Source organism: Sulfurifustis variabilis, from assembly GCF_002355415.1.
Taxonomy (GTDB): Bacteria; Pseudomonadota; Gammaproteobacteria; order Acidiferrobacterales; family Sulfurifustaceae; genus Sulfurifustis; species Sulfurifustis variabilis.
Map to the genome: position 1 here is coordinate 1308336 of NZ_AP014936.1, position 20815 is coordinate 1329150.

General features: G+C 66.0%; 18 protein-coding genes and 3 tRNA genes. 16 read left to right on the forward strand and 5 right to left on the reverse strand.

Annotated features, from left to right (window positions below):
* Positions 1 to 91: 91 nt before the first annotated feature.
* The 3 genes from SVA_RS06365 (at position 92) to SVA_RS06375 (ending at position 2246) form a co-directional block, all read left to right on the forward strand.
* Positions 92 to 167 (forward strand) — tRNA-Val (locus SVA_RS06365).
* 40 nt (positions 168 to 207) lie between these two features.
* Positions 208 to 284: transfer RNA gene (locus SVA_RS06370), tRNA-Asp, on the forward strand.
* A gap of 78 nt (positions 285 to 362) precedes the next feature.
* Positions 363 to 2246 (forward strand): SurA N-terminal domain-containing protein, encoded by a 1884-nt coding sequence (locus SVA_RS06375; protein ID WP_096460410.1) that lies wholly within the window; start codon positions 363 to 365, stop codon positions 2244 to 2246.
* Between the two features lie 27 nt (positions 2247 to 2273).
* Here SVA_RS06375 and SVA_RS06380 read toward each other — a convergent pair whose 3' ends face one another.
* Positions 2274 to 3062, reverse strand: a complete 789-nt coding sequence (locus SVA_RS06380) for an enoyl-ACP reductase FabI (protein ID WP_096462846.1) — start codon at positions 3060 to 3062, stop codon at positions 2274 to 2276.
* A 221-nt stretch (positions 3063 to 3283) separates the two neighbouring features.
* On the opposite strand from SVA_RS06380, the gene SVA_RS06385 reads away from it, so the two are divergent.
* Genes SVA_RS06385 through SVA_RS06400 form a run of 4 tightly spaced genes read left to right on the forward strand, consistent with a single transcriptional unit; the run spans position 3284 to position 9713 of the window.
* Positions 3284 to 5449 (forward strand): ABC transporter substrate-binding protein, encoded by a 2166-nt coding sequence (locus SVA_RS06385; protein ID WP_197703392.1) that lies wholly within the window; start codon positions 3284 to 3286, stop codon positions 5447 to 5449.
* Positions 5449 to 6426, forward strand: a complete 978-nt coding sequence (locus SVA_RS06390; protein WP_096460414.1) for an ABC transporter permease — start codon at positions 5449 to 5451, stop codon at positions 6424 to 6426. Before SVA_RS06385 ends, SVA_RS06390 begins: the two co-directional genes overlap by 1 nt.
* A 5-nt stretch (positions 6427 to 6431) precedes the next feature.
* Positions 6432 to 7823, forward strand: coding sequence for an ABC transporter permease (locus SVA_RS06395; protein ID WP_096460416.1), 1392 nt, complete (start codon positions 6432 to 6434; stop codon positions 7821 to 7823).
* Positions 7824 to 7826: 3 nt separating this feature from the next.
* Complete coding sequence (locus SVA_RS06400; protein WP_096460418.1) at positions 7827 to 9713, forward strand: ABC transporter ATP-binding protein; 1887 nt, start codon at positions 7827 to 7829, stop codon at positions 9711 to 9713.
* Here SVA_RS06400 and SVA_RS06405 read toward each other — a convergent pair.
* Complete coding sequence (locus SVA_RS06405) at positions 9704 to 10972, reverse strand: LysM peptidoglycan-binding domain-containing protein (protein ID WP_169923990.1); 1269 nt, start codon at positions 10970 to 10972, stop codon at positions 9704 to 9706. The two genes, SVA_RS06400 and SVA_RS06405, sit on opposite strands and share 10 nt — an antisense overlap.
* Positions 10973 to 11273: 301 nt before the next feature.
* Positions 11274 to 12047 (reverse strand): hydroxyacylglutathione hydrolase, encoded by a 774-nt coding sequence (gloB, locus tag SVA_RS06410; protein ID WP_096462847.1) that lies wholly within the window; start codon positions 12045 to 12047, stop codon positions 11274 to 11276.
* Between gloB and SVA_RS06415 the strand changes: the two genes are divergently transcribed.
* The 4 genes from SVA_RS06415 to dnaQ are packed head-to-tail and all read left to right on the forward strand — an operon-like array spanning position 12046 to position 14534.
* Positions 12046 to 12903: a class I SAM-dependent methyltransferase gene (locus SVA_RS06415; RefSeq protein WP_096460422.1), complete on the forward strand. Its 858-nt coding sequence runs from the start codon at positions 12046 to 12048 to the stop codon at positions 12901 to 12903. The genes gloB and SVA_RS06415 overlap by 2 nt on opposite strands.
* On the forward strand, positions 12896 to 13342 hold the full coding sequence (rnhA, locus tag SVA_RS06420) for a ribonuclease HI (RefSeq protein WP_096460424.1): 447 nt from the start codon (positions 12896 to 12898) through the stop codon (positions 13340 to 13342). Before SVA_RS06415 ends, rnhA begins: the two co-directional genes overlap by 8 nt.
* A gap of 23 nt (positions 13343 to 13365) precedes the next feature.
* The gene (locus SVA_RS06425) at positions 13366 to 13767 is read left to right on the forward strand and encodes a hypothetical protein (protein WP_096460426.1); all 402 of its coding nucleotides are present in this window, start codon (positions 13366 to 13368) and stop codon (positions 13765 to 13767) included.
* A complete protein-coding gene (gene dnaQ / locus SVA_RS06430; RefSeq protein WP_096460428.1) occupies positions 13767 to 14534 on the forward strand; it encodes a DNA polymerase III subunit epsilon in 768 nt (255 codons plus the stop codon). The genes SVA_RS06425 and dnaQ overlap by 1 nt, the downstream gene beginning before the upstream one ends.
* A gap of 43 nt (positions 14535 to 14577) precedes the next feature.
* On the opposite strand, the gene SVA_RS06435 is transcribed toward dnaQ, so the two are convergent.
* Positions 14578 to 15420, reverse strand: a complete 843-nt coding sequence (locus tag SVA_RS06435; RefSeq protein WP_169923991.1) for a metal-dependent hydrolase — start codon at positions 15418 to 15420, stop codon at positions 14578 to 14580.
* Positions 15421 to 15545: 125 nt separating this feature from the next.
* Between SVA_RS06435 and SVA_RS06440 the strand changes: the two genes are divergently transcribed.
* The 3 genes from SVA_RS06440 to SVA_RS06450 all read left to right on the forward strand — a co-directional run bounded on the left by SVA_RS06440 (position 15546) and on the right by SVA_RS06450 (position 17401).
* Positions 15546 to 16313: an ABC transporter ATP-binding protein gene (locus SVA_RS06440; RefSeq protein ID WP_096460432.1), complete on the forward strand. Its 768-nt coding sequence runs from the start codon at positions 15546 to 15548 to the stop codon at positions 16311 to 16313.
* Positions 16310 to 17110: an ABC transporter permease gene (locus SVA_RS06445; protein WP_096460434.1), complete on the forward strand. Its 801-nt coding sequence runs from the start codon at positions 16310 to 16312 to the stop codon at positions 17108 to 17110. Before SVA_RS06440 ends, SVA_RS06445 begins: the two co-directional genes overlap by 4 nt.
* Positions 17111 to 17173: 63 nt before the next feature.
* Positions 17174 to 17401, forward strand: coding sequence for a hypothetical protein (locus SVA_RS06450; protein ID WP_096460436.1), 228 nt, complete (start codon positions 17174 to 17176; stop codon positions 17399 to 17401).
* A gap of 37 nt (positions 17402 to 17438) precedes the next feature.
* On the opposite strand, the gene SVA_RS06455 is transcribed toward SVA_RS06450, so the two are convergent.
* Positions 17439 to 17513: transfer RNA gene (locus SVA_RS06455), tRNA-Val, on the reverse strand.
* Between the two features lie 117 nt (positions 17514 to 17630).
* On the opposite strand from SVA_RS06455, the gene gltX reads away from it, so the two are divergent.
* Positions 17631 to 19034, forward strand: coding sequence for a glutamate--tRNA ligase (gene gltX / locus SVA_RS06460; protein ID WP_096460438.1), 1404 nt, complete (start codon positions 17631 to 17633; stop codon positions 19032 to 19034).
* A gap of 385 nt (positions 19035 to 19419) precedes the next feature.
* On the forward strand, positions 19420 to 20808 hold the full coding sequence (locus SVA_RS06465) for a TIGR03013 family XrtA/PEP-CTERM system glycosyltransferase (protein WP_096460440.1): 1389 nt from the start codon (positions 19420 to 19422) through the stop codon (positions 20806 to 20808).
* Positions 20809 to 20815: the final 7 nt, after the last annotated feature.

Here is a 20815-nt window from a genome sequence, read left to right on the forward strand (position 1 = left end):
GCGCCCCGGCCGTTTTTTTGTCTTCGTCCAGGTAGCCAAGGCGGGACCGATGCCTTAAACTAGCGCGCCTTTGCGGAGGGGTGCCTCCCCCGGGTGCTTAGCTCAGTTGGTAGAGCGTCGCCCTTACAAGGCGAAGGCCGGGGGTTCGAACCCCTCAGCACCCACCAGATGTCGCCGACTCGCGAAGCGAGAGCGGCAGGTTTGTACGGAGCGGTAGTTCAGTCGGTTAGAATACCGGCCTGTCACGCCGGGGGTCGCGGGTTCGAGTCCCGTCCGCTCCGCCAACTCTCCCGGGGCGAGGATCGATCCTCGCCCCACGGTCGAATTGCGAAGTCCCGACTGCCCCCGTTAGTATTCCGCCCATGCTCGCCAAGATACGAGAGAAGACCCAAGGCATTATCGCGAGCCTGATTCTCGCGTTCGTCGCCATTCCGTTCATCCTGTGGGGCGTGAGCTCCTATTTCGAGGCCGGCGGATCGCTTGCCGTGGCGAAGGTCAACGGCACGGAGATCAGTCAGCAGGCCTACCGTCGCGCGCTCGAGGATATCCGCGGGGCGGACCCGCGCCGCGCCGAGAACCCTGCCTTCCGCGAGCTCGTGGTCGAGAGTCTGGTCAGCCAGACGCTGTTGATCGACGAGGCGCACGAGCAGGGGTATCGGGTGAGCGACTCCCGGCTGGGTCGGCTCGTGCGCGATATTCCGTATTTTCAGCGGGATGGCCGGTTTGATCCGGCGCTGTACGAAGCGATTCTCCGGCGTGAGGGCATCTTCGCGGCCGAGTTCGAGTCCCGGCTGCGAAACGAGAGCCTGGCGGGACAGGTCCAACGCGGGCTCAGCGAGACGGCCTTCGTGACCGAGGACGACGTTGCCCGCGTGCTGCGGCTCCTGCGGCAGGAACGTCGCTTGTCTTATGCCGTGATCGTTCCCGAAAGCTTCGGCAAGACTGTCCAGCCGAGCGATTCGGAAATCGCCGACTATTACGACGCCAACCAGGAGGCGTTCCGCACGACCGAGGAGGTGCGCGCGGAGTATGTCCTGTTGTCGGCCGCCGAGGTGGGCAAGCAGTATCAGCCGACCGAAGAGGACTTGCGGCAGCAGTACGAGGCCGATGCGGCGAGATATGTCACTCCCGCCCGCCGAAGGGCGAGCCATATCCTGGTGAAGCTGCCCGAGGGCGCCGAAGACGCGACGGTGCAGGCGGCTCGGGAACGCGCGGAGGCGATCGCGAAGGAGCTGGCTTCGGGGGTCGATTTCGCGGCGGTCGCGAAGAAGCGCTCCGAAGACCCGGCCACGGCCGCCCGCGGCGGCGATCTGGGCGACATCGCTCCCGGGCTCCTACCGCCCGACCTCGAGGCGGCCGTTTCCGCGCTCAAGCCAGGTGAAACAAGCCCCCCCGTGCGGACGCGCTTCGGATTTCACATCGTGAAGCTCGTTTCCATGACGCCCGAGAAGCGCAAGGCGTTCGCCGAAGTCCGCAAGGATCTCGCCGAGCAGGTGCGGGCGAGGAAGGGCGAGGAGCGGTTCCTCGAGCTTTCCGAGCGCTTCCGCAACCTCGTCTACGAACACCCTGATGGGCTCCAACCGGCCGCCCAGGCGTTGGGTCTCGAGGTGCGCACTACGGGGTGGTTCAGCCGCGCGGGCGGGACCGGTATGGCGGCCAACCCGCGCTTCGCGGAGGCCGCCTTCGAGCCCGAGGTATTGGCCCGATCGCGCAACAGCGATGCGATCGACCTTTCGCCCGAGCAGCTTGTGGCGGTGCGAGTCATCGACCATCGTCCCGCAACGTTGAAACCGCTTGCGGACGTGCGCGCGGCGATCGAACGCACGCTCAGGCAGCAGAAGGCGCGCGAGCAGGCCCGCGCTATGGCTGCCGAGTGGGTATCGAAGCTGGATAAAGGCGCGGCGCTCGCCGACCTCGCCCGGCCACTGGGCTCGACCGTGGAGTCAGGCCGCGTCGTGACCCGGGACAAGACCGGAGGCGTGGATCCTCGGCTGGTGAATGCGGCATTCGCGGCACCGCGGCCCGCCGACGGTCCGGTGCACGGGCTGGTCGACCTTGGATCGCAGGGATACGCCGTGTTCGCGCTCGAGCAGGCGCGCGACGGTGACCCGGCAAACGCCGACGCGGAAGCGAAAGAGAAGGTTCGGCGTCAGCTGCTCTCACGGCGCGGCGCCGACTACTACGCGCACTACCGCGCCGGGCTTCGAGCCCAGGCGGACGTCAAGATCTACTCCGACCAGCTGTGACGCCGGCCGGAGCGGGCAGCTCCGCTTCTATGCGTAGTTGAGGCCGATCGCGACCACGTTGAAGCCGCCGTCGACGTAGGTCACTTCGCCGGTGATGCCCGACGCGAGGTCGGAGCAGAGGAACGCCGCCGCGTTCCCGACCTCGTCGATGGTGACGCCGCGCCCGAGCGGCGCCGTCCTGTCGTTGAAGTCGAGCAGCTTCTTGAAGTCGTTGATGCCGGCGGCGGCGAGGGTCCGGATCGGTCCGGCGGAAATCGCGTTGACGCGAATGCCCTCCGGCCCGAGCGCTTGCGCCAGGTAGCGCACGCTCGATTCGAGGCTCGCCTTCGCCAGGCCCATCACGTTGTAGTTCGGTATGGCCTTTTCGGCGCCGATGTAGGTCAGTGTCAGTAGCGCGCCGTTGCGGCCCTTCATCATCGGGCGTCCGGCCTTGGCGAGCGCCGCGAAACTGTAAGCGCTGATTTCGTGGGCGACGCGGAAGCCGTCACGCGAGACCGCATCGACGAAGTTCCCCTCGAGCTGTTCGCGAGGCGCGAAGGCCACCGAATGGACGAGGATGTCCAGGCCGTCCCAGGATCTGCCCAGCGAGGTGAACAGGTCGGCGATCTGCTCGTCGCTGGCCACGTCGCAGGGCAGGACGAGATCCGATCCGAGCTGCGAGGCGTACTTCTCGACTCGCTCCTTGAGCTTTTCGTTCTGGTACGTGAATGCGAGTGTGGCTCCCTCGCGGTGCATCGCCTTGGCGATACCCCAGGCGATCGAACGCTCGCTCGCGACGCCGACGATCAGCGCTCGCTTTCCGGCAAGGAATCCCATGCGGCTCTCCATGTTTGTCCGGCCAGGCATTGCGAGGGATGGCGCGGGCCGGTGCGCGCGGACCGGCGTTACAGTAACGAAATTCACCGACGACGTGAAGAGGGCGGACTGCGCGTAGGGTGATGGCAGAACCGATCTGGTATATTGACGGCGCCCGACAGGACGCCGCAGACCGACCCTCAGCGATGAAGGCAAGAGCAAGGCCAAGGCGGGGCGCGTGCATGCTCGGCCTGCTCGTGCTCATCGGTCTGGCGCCGCCCGTCTCCGGCGCCTGGAACAACCCCTACCCGGAAGCCGACCGGACCGCGAATACGCTCTACGCGGCGTTCCGCGAACGCCCGAAACACCTCGATCCCGCGCGTTCCTACAACGCAAACGAGTATCTGTTCATCGCACAGATCTACGAGCCACCGTTCCAGTACCACTATCTTAGGCGCCCGTACGAGCTCGTACCGCTGGCGGCGGCGGAGGTGCCGATTCCCATCTACCTTGACGCCCGGGGGCGACGCCTGCCGGACGACGCGCCGGCCGACGCGATCTCTCAGAGCGTCTACGAAATCCGTGTTCGCCCGGGTATTTACTTCCAGCCGCATCCCGCCTTCGCCCGGGACGCGCAGGGGCGGCTTCTCTACCACGACCTTTCGCATGCAGAGCTCGCCCGCATTCGTACGGTCGCGGACTTCGAGAAAGCCGGGACGCGGGAGCTGACGGCGGCCGACTACGTCTACCAGATAAAGCGGCTCGCGCACCCGCGCCTGCACTCGCCGATCCTGAGCGTGATGGCCGACTACATCGTCGGCATGCGCGAATACGCAACGACGCTCGGCGCCGCGCAACGCGAGCTTTCCGCCGGCGGCAAGGGAGGCGCATACATCGATCTCACGAAGTACGCCCTGCCGGGAGCGGAGGAGGTCGACCGCTATACCTACCGCGTGCGGGTCCACGGCAAGTACCCGCAGTTCCTTTACTGGATGGCCATGCCCTTCTTCGCCCCGATGGCGCCCGAGGCGGACCGTTTCTTCGCGCAGGCCGGCATGGCGGAACGAAATCTCACCCTCGACTGGTACCCCGTGGGAACGGGGGCCTACATGCTGACGGTGAACGACCCCAACCGGCAGATGATGCTGGAGCGTAATCCGAACTACCGCGAAGAGCGTTATCCGTCCGACGGTGAGCCCGCCGACGACGCCGCCGGCCTGCTCGCCGACGCCGGACGGCCCCTGCCGTTTATCGACAAGGTGGTGTTCAGCCTCGAAAAGGAGAGCATCCCGTACTGGACGAAGTTCCTGCAGGGTTACTACGACCGCTCCGGGGTCCTGCGCGAGGCGTTCGACCAGGCGATCCGGTTTACCGGAAGCGGCGAGGCCGCGCTCTCGGAGTCGATGGAAGAGAGGGGTGTCCGCCTGGTCACGTCGATCGACACCTCGACGTTCTACCTCGGGTTCAACATGCTCGATTCCGTCGTCGGCGGCTACACGGAGCGCGCCCGAAAACTGCGCCAGGCCATCTCGATCGCCGTGGATTACGAAGAGTACATCTCGATTTTCCGCAACGGGCTCGGCATCGCCGCGCAGGGCCCGCTCCCGCCGGGCATCTTCGGGTACCGCGAAGGACCGCAGGGCGTCAACCCGTTCGTGTACGACTGGGTGGACGGGCAGCCGAAGCGCAAGTCGATCGACGCGGCCCGGCGACTGCTCGCCGAGGCCGGCTATCCCAACGGACAGGACGACAAATCCGGCGGACCCCTCGTTCTTTATTACGACACGGCCGCCACCGGACCCGAGGACAAGGCGCAGCTGGACTGGATGCGCAAGCAGCTCGGGGAGCTGAACATCCAGCTCGTCGTCCGCGCGACCGACTACAACCGCTTCCAGGAGAAGATGCGCAAGGGCGATGCGCAGCTCTACGTATGGGGCTGGAACGCGGACTACCCGGATCCGGAAAACTTCTTTTTCCTGCTGTACGGCCCGAACAAGAAGGTGGGACACGACGGCGAGAACGCTTCGAACTACGACAACCCGGAGTTCAACCGGCTCTTCGAGCGCATGAAGAACATGGAGAACGGGCCGGCCAGGCAGGCGATCATCGACCGTATGCTCGAGGTCGTCCGGGAGGACGCTCCGTGGGCGTGGGGGCTGCACCCGAAGACCTTCACCTTGCAGCACGCCTGGGTGCACAACGCCAAGCCCAACCAGATGGCGAACAACACCCTCAAGTACCTGCGGATCGAGCCGGAGAAGCGCGCCGGGCTGCGCGAGGCATGGAACCGGCCGGTCGTCTGGCCGGTCGCGGCCCTGCTCGCCGTGGTCGTCGCGAGCGGGGTGCCCGCCGTCGTGAGCTACCGGCGCCGCGAGGCGCGCAGCCAGCGCGCCGGCGGGAGCGCCTGATGCTCGCTTACATTGTCCGGCGGTTGCTCTATGCGGTGCCGATCCTGCTCGGCGTGAATCTTCTCACCTTCGCGCTCTTCTTCTTCGTCAACAGCCCGGACGACATGGCGCGCATTCATCTCGGGGTGAAGCGCGTGACGCCCGAGGCAATCGAAAAGTGGAAGGCGGACCGCGGCTACGACAAGCCGCTGGTGTACAACGGCGGCGCGCCCGGGGCCCGGAAGCTGACGGACACCATTTTCTACCAGCACTCGCTCAAGCTCTTCGTGCTCGATTTCGGACGCTCCGACGAGGGGCGGGATATCGGCTCGGATATACGCACGCGCATGTGGCCGAGCTTCGCGATCGCGCTGCCCACGTTTCTGGTCGGCATTCTCGTTTACATCACCTTCGCCATGACGCTCGCGTTCTTCCGCGGCACGTACCTGGACACCTGGGGGATCGTGTTCGCCGTGGTGCTCATGTCGATCTCGACGCTGTTCTACGTCATCGGCGGGCAGTACCTGGTCGGAAAGCTCCTGAACCTCGTTCCGATTTCCGGCTACGGCAGCGGGCCCAACGCCGTGAAGTTCATCGTGCTGCCGGTCGTCATCGGCGTGGTCAGCGGCATCGGCGCCCACGCGCGGCTCTACCGGACGTTCTTTCTGGAGGAGATCAACAAGGACTACGTGCGTACGGCGCGGGCCAAGGGTCTGTCGGAGCCGCGCGTGCTGTTCCGGCATGTGCTGCAGAACGCCATGATCCCGATTCTGACGGGCGTGGTCGTCGTGATACCGCTGCTCTTCATCGGCAGCCTGATCATGGAGTCGTTCTTCGGTATCCCCGGGCTCGGGAGCTACACCATCGAGGCGATCCACGCCCAGGATTTCGCGCGGGTACGCGCCATGGTGTTCCTCGGCTCGTTGCTCTACATCGTCGGACTGATCCTCACGGATCTCAGCTACACCGTCGTCGATCCCCGGGTGCGGCTGAACTGATCACCATGCCCTTCCAACTCGTCTTCCTCTGGACCGACGTGCTGGTCTACGCGCTCATCGCCACCGCGGCCGGGTTCGGCTGGTACGCCTCGCGCCACGAGCACCTGCGCGCGCCCTGGCGGCAGGTCGCACGTCGGCCGCTTGCGATGGGAGCGTTGGTCGTGCTCGCGGCTTACGTCGCGATCGGGCTGCTGGATTCGGTGCACTTCCGCGAACGCCTTCCCGACCGGGAGGAGCGGTACTCGTTCGAGGTGAAGAGCGTGCTGGACGTGGTGCTCGAACCGTTGCGCTCGCGCACCGAGCGCACCTACTCGGCGCCGTTTGCGGCGCAGGCATACACCAAGGAGACGGTCGAGCGCGCCGATGGAACGACGGCACGAATCTATCCCCGCCTGACGCACGGCGGTGCTCACCTCGACGATCCGGCGGACCGCGGCGCGGACATTCTGGCGCGCACCGCGATGGGGCTCGTCTCGGGCCTCGTCGTCTGGGCGATTCTGGTCGGGGCGTTCGTCGCGGCGTACCGGGGCGGAGGGGAGCCGTACGCCGTGGCTCTTCGTCGACTGGCACGCGGCGGCACCTCGGTACCCTGGCGCACTATACTCGGAGCCCTGGGGGTGCTGGTTCTGCTCGCGGCCGTTCTGGTCCGGCTCGCGCCGTATTACCACGTCTTCGGTACCGACCAGGTCGGGATCGACGTATTCTACCGCTCGCTGAAGAGCGTGCGCACCGGGCTCGTGATCGGCACCCTCACGACGCTCGTGATGCTTCCGTTCGCACTGCTTCTCGGCGTGATGGCCGGGTACCTTCGCGGATGGGTGGACGACATCATCCAGTACGTCTATACGACCCTGTCCTCGATCCCGGGCGTGCTGCTCATCGCGGCCGCGATCCTGAGCTTGCAGGTCTACATGGCCAACCACCCGGAGTCGTTCGCGACGGTGGTCGAGCGGGCGGACGCGCGGCTGCTGTTCCTGTGCATCATCCTCGGCATCACGAGCTGGACCAGCCTGTGCCGCCTGCTTCGAGGCGAGACGCTCAAGCTGCGGGAGATCGACTACGTGGAGGCGGCGCGCGCCCTCGGCGTGGGGCGGCTGCAGATCATGACGCGCCACCTTTTTCCGAACGTCATGCACATCGTGCTCATCACGGTGGTGCTCGATTTCAGCGGCCTCGTGCTGGCCGAGGCGGTGCTGTCGTACGTCGGCGTCGGCGTGGATCCCAGCATGGACAGCTGGGGCAACATGATCAACAGCGCGCGCCTGGAGATGGCGCGCGAGCCGATGGTGTGGTGGAGCCTCGCGGCCGCGTTCATTTCGATGTTCGGCCTGGTGCTCGCCGCGAACCTGTTTTCCGATGCGGTGCGGGATGCCTTCGACCCGCGTCTGAGGCGCTGATCCGTGAACAGGCCGCTTCTGGACGTCCGGGATCTCAGGACCTGGTTCGACACCCCGGAAGGCGTGGTCCGCGCGGTCGACGGCGTCTCCTTCCGGATCGAGCGCGGGCAGACCCTGGCGCTGCTCGGGGAGTCGGGCTGCGGCAAGTCGATCACGGCGCTCTCGCTTCTGCAGCTCGTCCCCGAACCGGCAGGGCGCATCGTGTCCGGCGAGGCCTGGCTCGACGGGCAGGACGTCTTCGCGCTGCCGGAGCGCGCCATGCGGCGGGTGCGCGGGCGGCGCATCGCGACGATCTTCCAGGAGCCGCAGACCTCGCTCAATCCGGTGCTGCCGGTCGGGCTCCAGATCCGCGAGGCCCTGCCGGCCGGATTGCCGCGAAGACAGGCCCGGAGGCGGGTGATCCAGCTTCTGGAATCGGTCGGCATTCCCGACGCCGAAAGGCGGTACGACGCCTGGCCGCACCAGCTTTCGGGAGGGATGAAGCAGCGCGTGATGATCGCCATGGCGCTCGCCGCCGAACCCAGCCTTCTGATCGCCGACGAGCCGACCACCGCGCTCGACGTCACGACCCAGGCCCAGATCCTGCACCTTCTCAAGGAGCTGCAGGAGCGGACGCAGACGGCCATTCTGCTGATTACCCATGACCTCGGCGTCGTTTCGGAGATGGCCGACGAGGTGGCGGTCATGTACGCCGGCCAGGTGGTGGAGGCGGCACCACGCGATCGTTTTTTCGCTGCGCCGAAGCACCCGTACTCCCGCAAGCTGTTTCGCTCCCTGCCTTCCAGGATGAAACGGGGCGAGGCGCTCGCCGTGATCGCCGGCAGCGTGCCGCGGTTGACCCTGGAGTTTCCCGGGTGCCGGTTCGTGGAGCGCTGCCCGCACGCATGGGAGCGCTGCAGGACCGAGCGGCCGCTCTGGCTCGAGGAGCAGGGTCACGGCGTGCGGTGTCATCTGCACGATGTCCGGGCTCCGCGACCGGAGTCTTCTTCCGAGAGGAGCGGTACGGGCCTCGCTCCGGCGGTGCGAACCGCGCCGAAAGGCGAGCAACCGCTGCTCGAGGTCGACTCGCTCGAAGTCCACTTTCCCATCCGGCGCGGCGTGCTGCAGCGCACGGTCGGTCACGTGCGCGCCGTGGACGGGGTGTCTTTCGTCATCCGTCCCGGACAGACACTCGCGCTCGTGGGCGAGTCGGGAAGCGGCAAGACGACCGTGGGGAAGGCGGTCCTGCAGCTGATCCGGCCGACGGCGGGACGGGTGTTCTACGACGGCCGAAACCTGACTCGGCTGCGCGAGCACCGGCTTCGGCCGCTGCGTCGCGAGTTCCAGGTTATCTTTCAGGATCCCTACGCTTCACTGGATCCGCGCATGCTGGTGGGCGAGATCATCGAGGAGGGCCTGCGTGCTCAACGGATTGCGCGCTCTTCGAAGGCGATCCGCTCGCGTGTCGAGGAGTTGCTGGAGCACGTCGGGCTTCCGGCGAGCGCCCGATCGCGCTATCCGCACGAGTTCTCGGGCGGGCAGCGCCAGCGCATCAGCATCGCCCGCGCGCTCGCCGTCGAGCCGCGCCTCATCGTCTGTGACGAGCCGACGAGCGCACTCGACGTTTCCGTGCAGGCGCAGATCCTCAATCTGCTCAAGCGGCTCCAGGACGAGCTGGGATTCAGCTACCTCTTCATCAGTCACAACCTGGCCGTCGTCGAGTACCTCGCCGACGAGGTCGCCGTAATGTATCGGGGCAGGATCGTGGAACAGGGAACGGCCGACGACGTACTGGGGCGACCCAGGCACGAGTACACGCAGGCACTGCTTTCCGCCGTGCCGAAGATCGCGCTACCGCGGGAAACCGGGTCGGAATGGCCGCCCGAGCGGGCGGGAAGGGATCAGGCGTAGACCGGGGCGATCTGCTGCTGATGTGCCGAGGGGCGCGAAGCCGGGAAGATCTTGAGCTTCTGGCCGAGGCGAAGGACATCGGACGGGTCGAGCACGTTCCACTCCGCGATCTGCTGCACCAGCACGTTGTAGCGACGCGCGATACCGTAGAGCGTGTCGCCGCGGCGGACGCGATGGATCAGGGGCTGGCCGGAGCGGGCCGCCGCGCGGACGGGAGCCGCGCGAGCGGATCCTGCGGCCGGCGCGCTCGACGAGACCGGAAGCAGAAGCGATTGCCCGACGCGCAGCAGGCTGGTCCTCAGCTTGTTTGCCGTCTTGATGGCGGACACCGAGATGTTGTAGCGACGCGCGATGCCATGCAGCGTGTCGCCGCGCCGGACCTGGTGATGGCGCCACTGGACGCGTTCCTTCTCCGGCAGGCTGCTCAGGCCGGCGAGCAGCACGTCCTTCTTGTCCACCGGCACGAGCAAGCGGTGCGGCCCGTCCGGATCGGTCGCCCAGCGCATGTAGCCGGCGTTGATGTAGTGCAGCTCCTGCGCTTCCATGTCGGTCAACCGGGCGATCACGCCGAGATCGACCTGCGAGCCCACGTCGACCTTCACGAAATACGGCTCGTTGGGGATTTCGGGCAGCGCTACGCCGTACCTGGCCGGATCGGAGACCAGATTGACCATCGCCATGAGCTTCGGCACGTAGTGCTTCGTTTCGGGCTTGAGCTTGCGCAGGTGCTCGTACGTGGTCGGGAGGCCTCTCTTGCGGTTCCAGTCGATCGCGCGCATCACCCGCCCCTCGCCGGCGTTGTACGCCGCGATGGCGAGATGCCAGTCGCCGTCGAAGTCGTCGTGCAGCTTCTGAAGATAGTCGAGCGCCGCCCGGGTCGCGGCGATCACGTCCCTCCGTCCGTCGTACCACCAGTTCATCTTGAGTCCGTAGAGCTTGCCGGTCGAAGGGATGAACTGCCACAAGCCGCTGGCCTTCGCGCGCGAATATGCGTACGGCTTATAGGCGCTTTCGATGGCGGGAAGGAGCGCGATTTCCATCGGCATGCCGCGCTTCTCGACTTCCTCGACGATGAAGTAAAGGTAAAGTTTCGACCGGTCGAACATCGCCTCGCGGAACTCGGCGTTCTCCGTGAACCAGCGCTCGTGCTGAGCGATGAGCGGGCTCTCGAGCTTGGGGATCCGGAAACCGTTGCGGATGCGCGACCAGAGGTCGTTATCGGCCGCATCCGTCGAATCCGGCGTTTCCGTCGAAGCCACGGCGTCGTCGTTCGGGACGACGAGCGACGCATCGTCACTGAGCGGGTTCGGGGAAGAAACGACTGCCGAAGGTGCGGCGTCGTCTTTCCGGGGTACGGCGAGAACGGGTGATACCGGCACCGAGGGCGCCAGCTCCGGTTGCGAAGCGGCGGTCTTTTTTGAGTCGGCGGAAAAGGTGCTGCAGCCCGACACGATCAACGTGACCGTGAGGCCGAACAAAAACGCCAGGACCTCGTTATTACTTGTTCTCCGATCCATCCTCCCGAATGGTAGGCGCGGGTCGGAGAAGCGTCAACCGGCTCTAACCGCGAAAACCGTCCTTCCATCGGCGAATTTCGCCAAACACGTCGGCTTCCGTCGACAAGGAACGGTCCGTTCTCGCCTCGGCTGCGGCGCGTACGTGGGGCTCGGCGGAGCGCAGAAACGGGTTGATCCGCCGTTCCAGGCCGATGGTGGACGGCAGGGTCGGTAGATCGCGCGCCCGCCGGCGCTCGCACTCGGCGAGATGGCGCCCGACGTCGGGATTGCCCGGCTCGACCGCCAGCGCAAAGCGCAGGTTCGCGACGGTGTACTCGTGGCCGCAGTAAACGGCAGTGTCCGGGGGAAGAGCGGCGAGCCGCGAGAGCGAGGCGTGCATCTGTGCGGGCGTCCCTTCGAACAGCCGTCCGCAACCAGCCGAAAAGAGCGTATCGCCGCTGAAGAGGAGCCCGGGCGCGAAATACGCCACGTGATCCCGGGTGTGACCCGGCACCTCGAACACTCGCAGCGCGGTGCCGAGCATGTCGAGGTCGACGACGTCCCCCTCGCGCACGGGCCGATCGACGGAGGCAATACGCGACGGCGGGCCGTAGACCGGCACTGCCTCATGCATGAGCAGTCCTTCCACGCCTCCCACGTGATCGCCGTGGTGGTGGGTGCAAAGGACGGCCGCCAGCCGCCATCGATTGCGCGCGAGCAGGGCGAGGACGGGTTCGGCATCGCCCGGATCGACTACGGCTACCCGGTCGGCGGGTTCGCCGCGGAGCAGCCAGATATAGTTGTCCTCGAAAGCGCGGACGTGTAAAACCCGTGGCATGCCCTTCAGTTTGAAAGGCCCGGCGTCGACGGTCAAACAGCCGCCCTCGCGCGGTACGCGGCTTCGCGATGAGCTCTGGCGATGGTTCGACACGCCGCTCGGCCGCTCGCTCCAGGCGCTGGAGGCGCACCATCTGCGGGATGTCCTGCCCTCGCTCTACGGGACCGTCGGCCTGCAGGTCGGACGCATCGGAAAGCTCGACCTGCTCGACGCCTGCGTCGCCCCGGCGCGGGTCGTGCTCGACGAGAGCAGCGCACCCGTGCGGATGAACCGGCAGGTCGAGCAGTTGACCGGCTCGCGGACGATCGCCGTGCTGGCGCAACCCGACGCCCTCCCGTTCGATACACGCAGCATCGACGTCGCGATACTTCCTCACACGCTCGATTTCGCGGAAGACCCGCGCCAGGTGCTCCGGGAAGTGAGCCGCGTCCTGAGTCCGGAAGGCCATGTCGTCATTCTCGGCTTCAACCCGCTCAGCCTGTGGGGCGCGCGGCGCCTGCTCGCCGCTCGCCCGCGCGCGGTTCCCTGGTCGGCGAATTTTCTGCGGCTCGCCCGCATCCGGGACTGGCTCGCGCTGCTCGATTTCGAGCTCACCCACGGGAGCATGCTCTACTACCGTCCGCCGGTGCAGGGCGAGAACATCATGGACCGGCTCTACTTTATGGAAAAAGCCGGGGACCGCTGGTGGCCCATGATGGCGGCGGTCTATCTGGTTGTCGCGAAGAAGCGCGTCTTCGGCATGACGCCGTTGCCCGTCTCCTGGAAGACACGGCGTACGCTCGGTCCGGCCTCGGAGCCCGCCGTGCGCGGCGCGCTGCACGGGCGCGTCGGTCGCCGACTTCGGCGGCATGAGTAAGGTCGAGATCTATACCGACGGGGCATGCCGCGGTAACCCGGGTCCGGGCGGCTGGGGTGCGCTGCTTCGTGCCGGCGATCACGAAAAGGAGCTCTACGGCGCGGAGCCCCAGACGACGAACAATCGCATGGAGCTCATGGCGGCCATCCGGGCACTCGAGGCGCTGAAGCGTCCGGTCGAGGTCTCGCTCACGACCGACTCGGAGTACCTGAGGAAAGGGATCACCGAGTGGCTGCCGCAATGGAAGCGTCGCGGCTGGAGGACGGCCGACAAGAAGCCGGTGAAGAACCAGGATCTGTGGGAGCGTCTCGAGCGCGCGCTCGGCCAGCATCGCATTCACTGGCACTGGATCAAGGGGCACAGCGGTCATCCGGAGAACGAGCGCGCGGATCGGCTGGCCAATCTGGCGATCGATGAGATGCTGAGCGGATCGCGCTAGAATCGCCGGCGTCGGGAGGCCGGATGAAGAAGAACAACGAGAGGACCCTGCAAGGGCTGATCGCGCTCAATCTGCTCGCCAGTCTCTTCCATTACGCGCACAACGCCGTTTTCTTCGACGCTTACCCGAACGAACCCGCCTGGCTGTCACCCGGCGCCGTCGACCTCGGCTGGTTCGCGCTGTCCGTCCTCGCGGCCGCGGCGTATCTCGCGCATCGGCGGGGTCGGCGTGCGACCGCGCGGTTCTCGCTTCTCGCCTACACGATAGCCAGTCTGAGCGTGATCGGGCACTACGTGCTCGCGCCGCCACGCGCGCACACGTTCGCGATGAACGCATCGATCCTGTTCGAGGCGGCCGCTGCGCTCGCGTTGCTCGGGTTCGTCGCGTTCTGGCCCCCACAACGACAATCGGAGGAGACGACCTGATGCGGCAAATCATGCTCGACACCGAGACCACCGGCCTCGATCCGGCGGAGGGTCACCGGATCATCGAAATCGGGTGCGTCGAGATGGTGAACCGGCGGCTCACCGGCAACACGTATCACAAGTACGTGAACCCGGGTCGCGAGATCGACGCGGCGGCGATCGAGGTGCACGGGATCACCAACGAGTTTCTGGCGGACAAGCCGCGCTTCGCGGACATCGCGGGCGATTTCCTGGATTTCGTGCGGGGCGCGGAGCTGGTCATCCACAACGCACCGTTCGACGTCGGTTTCCTGAACCACGAGTTCCTCCGGCTTGCCGAGGAGGGCGCGTTGCCGGCACTCGATGCCGCATCCGCGGGGGAGGGGGCCGGCATCACGAAAATCGAGGGGCTCTGCGCGATCACGGATACGCTCGCGCTCGCACGCAGCCTGCGGCCGGGACAAAAAAACGACCTCGATTCGCTCTGCCGGCACTACGGCGTCGACAACTCGCAGCGCGCGCTGCACGGTGCGCTCCTCGACGCCGAAATCCTGGCCGACGTGTACCTGGCGATGACGGGCGGCCAGACGGCGCTGTTCGAGGATGCCCGCGACCCCGCCGCTGCCGTCGCGGCGGTGCAGTCGGAGATCCGGCGGATCGTCGTGGCGCGCGACGCACTTGCGGTCATCCGGCCGACGGCAGAAGAGCTCGCCGCCCACGAGGCCTGGCTGGACGAGCTCGACAAGAAAAGCGGGGGACGCTGTCTCTGGCGCAAGCTCGACGTCTGAGCCGTCGTGCTTCCGGCGTGGTCCGCGTCGGTCCCGCGCCGGTTCAGTTGTTGATCGGGCGTGCGCCCTTGAACGTCAGGCTCGAGCCCGGCGTCATGATCTTATAAGACACGCCTCTCTTCTCGAGCTGCTCCGCGAAGCGCTTCGCGTCCTGCGCGAGCACCGGAAACGTGGCGTAGTGGTGCGGCACGGCCAGCTTCGCGCGTACCGTCCTTGCCGCCCGGGCGGCCATGTAGGGCTCCATGGCGAAATGCCCGCCGGTGTTGATCAGCGCGACGTCGGGCTCATAAAGCTCGCCGATGAGCGACATGTCCTTGAAGAAGGCGGTGTCGCCCGTGTGGTAAATGGTCGGTCCGTTCTGGATCCGGACCACGACGCCGGCGGGGTTGCCGGCATAGGCGATGTCCGGGTCTTTGTCGCCCGCGTAGGGGTCGTTCAGTCCGCTCGAATGGACGGCGGGAACGAGCGCTACGGTCACCTCGCCTTCGGCGATGGCGATCTCTCCGCCGATGTTCATCAGCGTGTCGAAACCCATCTGCTCCTTGGGATAACCGTGGAGCTTCGCCAGGTTCGTACCGAGCTCGAAGTTCGTCACGAGACGGGCCCCGGTTTTCCGGGCAAGAGCGACCGCGTCACCCACGTGGTCGAAGTGGCCATGGGTGAGCAGGATGTAGTCGAGCTTGGCCACGCTCGCGAGCGGGTCCTTTCCGTTCTTGGCGCTCGGGTTCGTCGGGTTCTTGAGCCAGGGATCGATCATCAGCACTTTGCCCTTGGGCGTCACGATCTCGAAGGCGGCGTGCCCGTGCCACGTGAGCGTGGTCCCGGCGGCCCGAGCGGCGACGGCGGCGAGGACCAGCGACAGACCGAGGACTGCGGAAGCACCCATGCGACGCATGTATTCCTCCTTGGTGGAAACGGGGGAGTGCCGGAGCAGGACCGGCGCGCGTAATCTAGCACAACCGCCGTCCGGCGGTCCTGACACCGCCGGGCCGTTACGCTAATCTCGCTCGCATGTCCGCGCCCGTGATCCTCGTCGATCGCGTGAGCAAGCGCTTCGGCGACGTGCTCGCGGTGGACGACATCAGCTTCGACGTGACGCAGGGTTCGACCACCGCGCTGCTCGGCGGCAACGGCGCCGGCAAGACCACGACGCTCGCCATGCTGCTCGGGTTGCTGCTGCCGACGCACGGGCGTCTGTCGATTTTCGGCGAAGACATGCTGAGGCGGCGGTATCGGGTGCTGCCGCGCATGAACTTTTCCTCGCCGTACGTCGATCTGCCGCGCCGCCTGACCGTCGCCGAGAACCTGCGCGTGTACGGCCTGCTCTACGGTCTGCGGGACCTGCCCGCGCGAATCCGGCGGCTCGCCGGGGAACTCGATCTCGAGGCGTTGCTCAGGCGGCCTTATGGAGAGCTTTCGGCCGGGCAGAAAACCCGTGTCACGCTGGCGAAGGCCCTGCTCAATGATCCCGCGCTGATCCTGCTCGATGAGCCGACGGCGTCGCTCGATCCGGACACCGCGGATTACGTCCGCGGCTACCTCGAACGCTACCGCAACGGAACCGGGGCCACGATCCTGCTGGCGTCCCATAACATGACCGAGGTCGAACGCATGTGCGATCACGTGCTCATGCTGCGCGCCGGCCGGCTGGTCGACCGCGGGACGCCCGACCAGCTTCTCGAGCGCTACGGGAGGCAGAACATGGAAGAGGTGTTCATCGACATCGCCCGCGAGCGGCGCCTCGCGGTCGACGCCCAATCCCGCCAGGCCGCCAAGTGAGGCTCGGCTCGCTCGCACGAATCGGCGCGCTCGTGCTGCGGCACGTCTACCTGCTGCGCGGTTCCTGGCCGCGCGTGCTGGAGCTGGTGTACTGGCCGACCGTGCAGATGATCCTCTGGGGGTTTATCACCGTGTTTCTCGTCGGTCACAGCTCCTGGGTGGCGCAGGCGTCGGGGGTGCTGATCTCGGCGGTGCTCCTCTGGGACGTGCTGTTCCGTGGTCAGCTCGGCGTCTCGCTCGTCTTCATGGAGGAGATGTGGTCGCGCAACCTGGGGCACCTGTTCGTCAGCCCGCTGCGGCCGCTCGAGCTCGTCGCCGCCCTGCTCGCCATGAGTCTCATCCGGACCGTCATCGGGGTCGGTGGTGCCGCGCTCATCGCGATCCCGCTGTTCGAGTATTCGATCTTCGATATCGGCCTTCCGCTGATCGCGTTTTTCACGAACCTGATCGTCATGGGATGGTCGATAGGCCTGCTGGTGTCGGGCGTGGTCCTGCGCTACGGGCTCGGCGCGGAAGGCATGGCATGGTTCGTGGTGTTCGCGTTGCAGCCGCTTTCGGGCGTCTATTACCCGATCGCCATCCTTCCCGAGTGGTTGCAGTCGGTGGCGTTCTTCCTGCCGTCGAGCCACGTGTTCGAGGGCATGCGGGCGGTGCTCTTCGAGCATCGGTTCCGCACCGACCTGCTGGCCAATGCCGTGCTGCTCAACATGGCGTACCTCGGTATAGGGGCGGGCGCGTTCCTCGCGTACTTCCGCGTCGCCCGCGTCCGCGGGCAGCTCCTCCACGTCGGCGAGTAGGCGTTGCATTCGCACCCTGATGGCTGCAAGCTAGTCCAATTCCCCGGCTTCCGAGAGAGCAGCATGCCGTACTTCGTGTTTCGCTTCGGGCCCGACCGCAAGCCCGTGCTCGTCGATACCTTCGAAAAGTACAAGGACGCCAAGGACGCGTGCCGGAACCTCCGGCGGCAGGAATCGCCGGACGACCCGAACGGCATCCGCATGGCGTTCGCGAAAACCGAGCACGATGCCAAGCGGCTGCTGGCGGAGAAGCGCGAGCCTTCCTCGCCGCTGGAGGAGTGGGAGGCCTAGGCCGCTACCGGGCCGGGGCGTCGAAGGGGATTCGGGATGGTGGGCGATGCAGGGTTCGAACCTGCGGCCCCCGCCGTGTGAAAGCGGTGCTCTACCACTGAGCTAATCGCCCGAGCGAGCGCGAAAGTGTAGCCGTCCCTCAAAACAGCGTCAATTTTCGAAGGGCTGCGGCTGATTTCGCTCCCGATTTTCTTTACCATAGCCGCCCTCGCATCCCCTGCACTCTCCCATGACGGTCCGCACACGATTCGCCCCGAGCCCGACGGGCTACCTGCACGTCGGCGGCGCGCGCACCGCGCTTTTCTCCTGGCTCTATGCCCGCCGCCACGGCGGTACGTTCATTCTTCGAATCGAAGACACGGACCTCGAGCGCTCGACGGCCGAATCGGTCAACGCGATCCTCGAGGGCATGACCTGGCTCGGGCTCGAGTACGACGAGGGGCCGTTCTTCCAGACGCACCGCTTCCCGCGCTACCGGGAGGTGATCGACCAGATGCTCACGCAGGGAACCGCGTACCGCTGCTATTGCACGAAGGAGCGGCTGGAACAACTCCGGGCCGAGCAGATGGCGCGCAAGGAGAAGCCGCGTTATGACCGGCGCTGCCTGGCCGGCGTGCCCCACCCGCCGCCGGGCGTCGCGCCGGTCGTGCGCTTCAGGAATCCGCCGGACGGGCAGGTGGTCGTGGAAGACCTGATCCGGGGTCGGGTCGTCATCCAGAACGCCGAGCTGGACGATCTCATCATCGCGCGCGCCGACGGCACGCCGACGTACAACTTCACGGTGATGGTCGACGATCTCGACATGCGGATCACGCATGTCATCCGCGGCGACGATCACCTGAACAACACCCCGCGCCAGATCAACATGCTGCGGGCGCTCGGTGCGACGCCCCCGATCTATGCGCACGTTCCCATGATCCTCGGACCCGACGGGGCGAGGTTGTCGAAGCGTCACGGCGCCGTGAGCGTCATGCAGTACCGCGAGGAGGGCTACCTGCCGGAGGCGCTTCTCAATTACCTGGTCCGGCTCGGGTGGTCCCACGGCGACCAGGAGGTGTTCTCGATCGACGAGATGATTCGCCTGTTCGACATCACGGGGGTGCACAGCGCCGCCGCGTCGTTCGATCCCAAGAAGCTCCTCTGGCTCAACCAGCATTACATCAAGACGAGCGACCCGAAACACGTCGCACACCATCTTGCCTACCACCTGGGGAAGCTGGGGGTGGACCCCGCCGCGGGGCCCGACCCGACCGAGGTCGTGAAGGCGCAGCGCGAGCGCGCGAAAACGCTGGTGGAAATGGCGCAGAACAGTCTTTTCTTGTACCGGGAACCGGAAAGCTACGACGAGAAGGCAAAGGCGAAACACCTCACCCCCGCGATCCTGCCCGTGCTCGAGGCCGCACGGGAACGGCTCGAAGCGCTTCCGCTCTGGACCGAGGAAGCCATACACGCGGCCGTCACGGAGACGGCGAACGTGCACGGAGTGGAGCTGGGAAAGCTGGCCCAGCCGCTGCGCCTGCTTCTGACCGGCCGTACCGTCTCTCCCCCCATCGACGCAACGCTGTACCTGCTCGGGCGCGAACGCAGCCTGAAGCGCATCGCCGCGGGCCGGTCCGTCCTGTCTCGCCTCTAGCCCGGTCCGAGATCCGATCCCGACGGAGTACTTTTGCGGGTCTGGTATTCCGGAAAAAAGCGGTACAATCAGTACCGGACCGATATCATAATTATTTAACGGTCTTTCCAGACAATGGGGTGCACGGGATAAGGACCATCCGCGCCGGCTTCTCGTGGGCGCGCCCGCCATTTCTGTCCGGTAGTACGGAAAAAAGGAGATAGAAACAAGGAACCGATCACGCGATCGCGGCATGGTATTTGCTTAAAACAGGCCGCATAGGCGAACAAGAGAAAACAATCGAATGCCTGACACCGGTGCCCGTTCCTCCTGGCTGACTACGCCTTCCGCAACCCCGACCACGGGGCGCCGTTCTCCCGTCGGCTCCGGACCGGTCAAGTTGACCATGGTGCGGATATTCCGGCACTACGTGCCGATCCAGCTTCTGCTGCTGGCTGCCCTGGAAGGGGCGATCTTCTACGGATCCATGTACCTGGGCGTCGGTCTGCGCTTTGCGGGGGGCGACATCGACGAAATCGGCGCGGTTTATCCGCGCGCCATCGTCTTCGCGACGGTGATGCTCGCCTGTCTCACCGCCTTCGGCTTCTACATGCGGGAGACGCCCAAGGGCAACTGGCTGTACTACGCCCGTTTCATGGCCGCCTTCCTCGTCGGGTGGGTGGTCATGACGCTGATCTTCTATGTCCACCCGCCGCTGTTTCTGGGCCGCGGCGCATTCGGTCTCGCCTTCCTCTTCGCCTTCTCGGGAACGGCGCTCGGAAGGATGGTCTTCTTCCGGCTGGTCGACCAGCAGGCCCTGCAGCGCCGCGTTCTGGTGCTGGGTGCCGGCACGCGGGCCGCGGAGGTCGGCAAGCTCCTGCGGTCCAATCCGAGCGGCCACAAGTTCCACCTCGTGGGCTACCTCCCCGTCAAGGACGGAGAGCACTCTGTCCATGAATCGGAGATCGTGCCGGAAAAGGCACCGCTCCTCTCCATCGTGCACAAGTATGCCGTCGACGAGGTGGTCGTCGGCATCCGCGACCGGCGCAACGGCGGGCTCTGCATGTCGGACCTCCTCGAATGCAAGCTGGAAGGGGTGACGGTGACGGACCTCTCGACCTTCTTCGAGCGGGAGACCGGGCACGTTCAGCTCGACTCGCTCAATCCCAGCTGGATGGTGTTCTCCGACGGCTTCCAGCGGGGGTCGTACAAGACGGTGGTCAAGCGTTGCTTCGACGTGACCGTGAGCCTGGTTCTGCTGCTGCTGACCCTTCCCATCATGGCGCTGACCGCCTTCCTCATTTATCTCGAGACCGGGCTGCCGATCCTGTACCGCCAGGAACGGGTCGGGGAGTGCGGCCAGGTCTTCAAGATTCTCAAGTTCCGGAGCATGCGCCAGGACGCCGAGCGCGCGGGGTCGCCCCAATGGGCCAGACAAAACGACGATCGGGTCACCCGCGTCGGGCGGGTCATCCGCCTGCTCCGTATCGACGAGCTGCCCCAGATCTTCAACGTGCTCAAGGGCGACATGAGTTTCGTCGGTCCGCGCCCGGAGCGACCCTTCTTCGTGCAGGAGCTGGCCAAGCAGATTCCTTTCTACCTGAACCGGCACACGGTGAAACCGGGAATCACGGGGTGGGCGCAGATCCGCTATCCGTACGGCGCCTCGGTGCAGGATGCCATGCGGAAGCTTCAGTACGACCTTTACTACGCCAAGAACTACAGCCTGTTCCTGGACCTGATCATTCTCTTCCAGACGGCGCAGGTCATTCTGTTCGGCAAGGGCGCGCGATGAGCCGCGG

Coding starts and splice junctions, on each gene's coding strand:
- SVA_RS06375 (WP_096460410.1), top strand. CDS start 363: ATGCTCGCCAAGATACGAGAGAAGACCCAAGGCATTATCGCGAGCCTG.
- SVA_RS06380 (WP_096462846.1), bottom strand. CDS start 3,062: ATGGGATTCCTTGCCGGAAAGCGAGCGCTGATCGTCGGCGTCGCGAGC.
- SVA_RS06385 (WP_197703392.1), top strand. CDS start 3,284: ATGCTCGGCCTGCTCGTGCTCATCGGTCTGGCGCCGCCCGTCTCCGGC.
- SVA_RS06390 (WP_096460414.1), top strand. CDS start 5,449: ATGCTCGCTTACATTGTCCGGCGGTTGCTCTATGCGGTGCCGATCCTG.
- SVA_RS06395 (WP_096460416.1), top strand. CDS start 6,432: ATGCCCTTCCAACTCGTCTTCCTCTGGACCGACGTGCTGGTCTACGCG.
- SVA_RS06415 (WP_096460422.1), top strand. CDS start 12,046: ATGCCCTTCAGTTTGAAAGGCCCGGCGTCGACGGTCAAACAGCCGCCC.
- gloB (WP_096462847.1), bottom strand. CDS start 12,047: ATGCCACGGGTTTTACACGTCCGCGCTTTCGAGGACAACTATATCTGG.
- rnhA (WP_096460424.1), top strand. CDS start 12,896: ATGAGTAAGGTCGAGATCTATACCGACGGGGCATGCCGCGGTAACCCG.
- SVA_RS06425 (WP_096460426.1), top strand. CDS start 13,366: ATGAAGAAGAACAACGAGAGGACCCTGCAAGGGCTGATCGCGCTCAAT.
- dnaQ (WP_096460428.1), top strand. CDS start 13,767: ATGCGGCAAATCATGCTCGACACCGAGACCACCGGCCTCGATCCGGCG.
- SVA_RS06435 (WP_169923991.1), bottom strand. CDS start 15,420: ATGGGTGCTTCCGCAGTCCTCGGTCTGTCGCTGGTCCTCGCCGCCGTC.
- SVA_RS06440 (WP_096460432.1), top strand. CDS start 15,546: ATGTCCGCGCCCGTGATCCTCGTCGATCGCGTGAGCAAGCGCTTCGGC.
- SVA_RS06450 (WP_096460436.1), top strand. CDS start 17,174: ATGCCGTACTTCGTGTTTCGCTTCGGGCCCGACCGCAAGCCCGTGCTC.
- gltX (WP_096460438.1), top strand. CDS start 17,631: ATGACGGTCCGCACACGATTCGCCCCGAGCCCGACGGGCTACCTGCAC.
- SVA_RS06465 (WP_096460440.1), top strand. CDS start 19,420: ATGGTGCGGATATTCCGGCACTACGTGCCGATCCAGCTTCTGCTGCTG.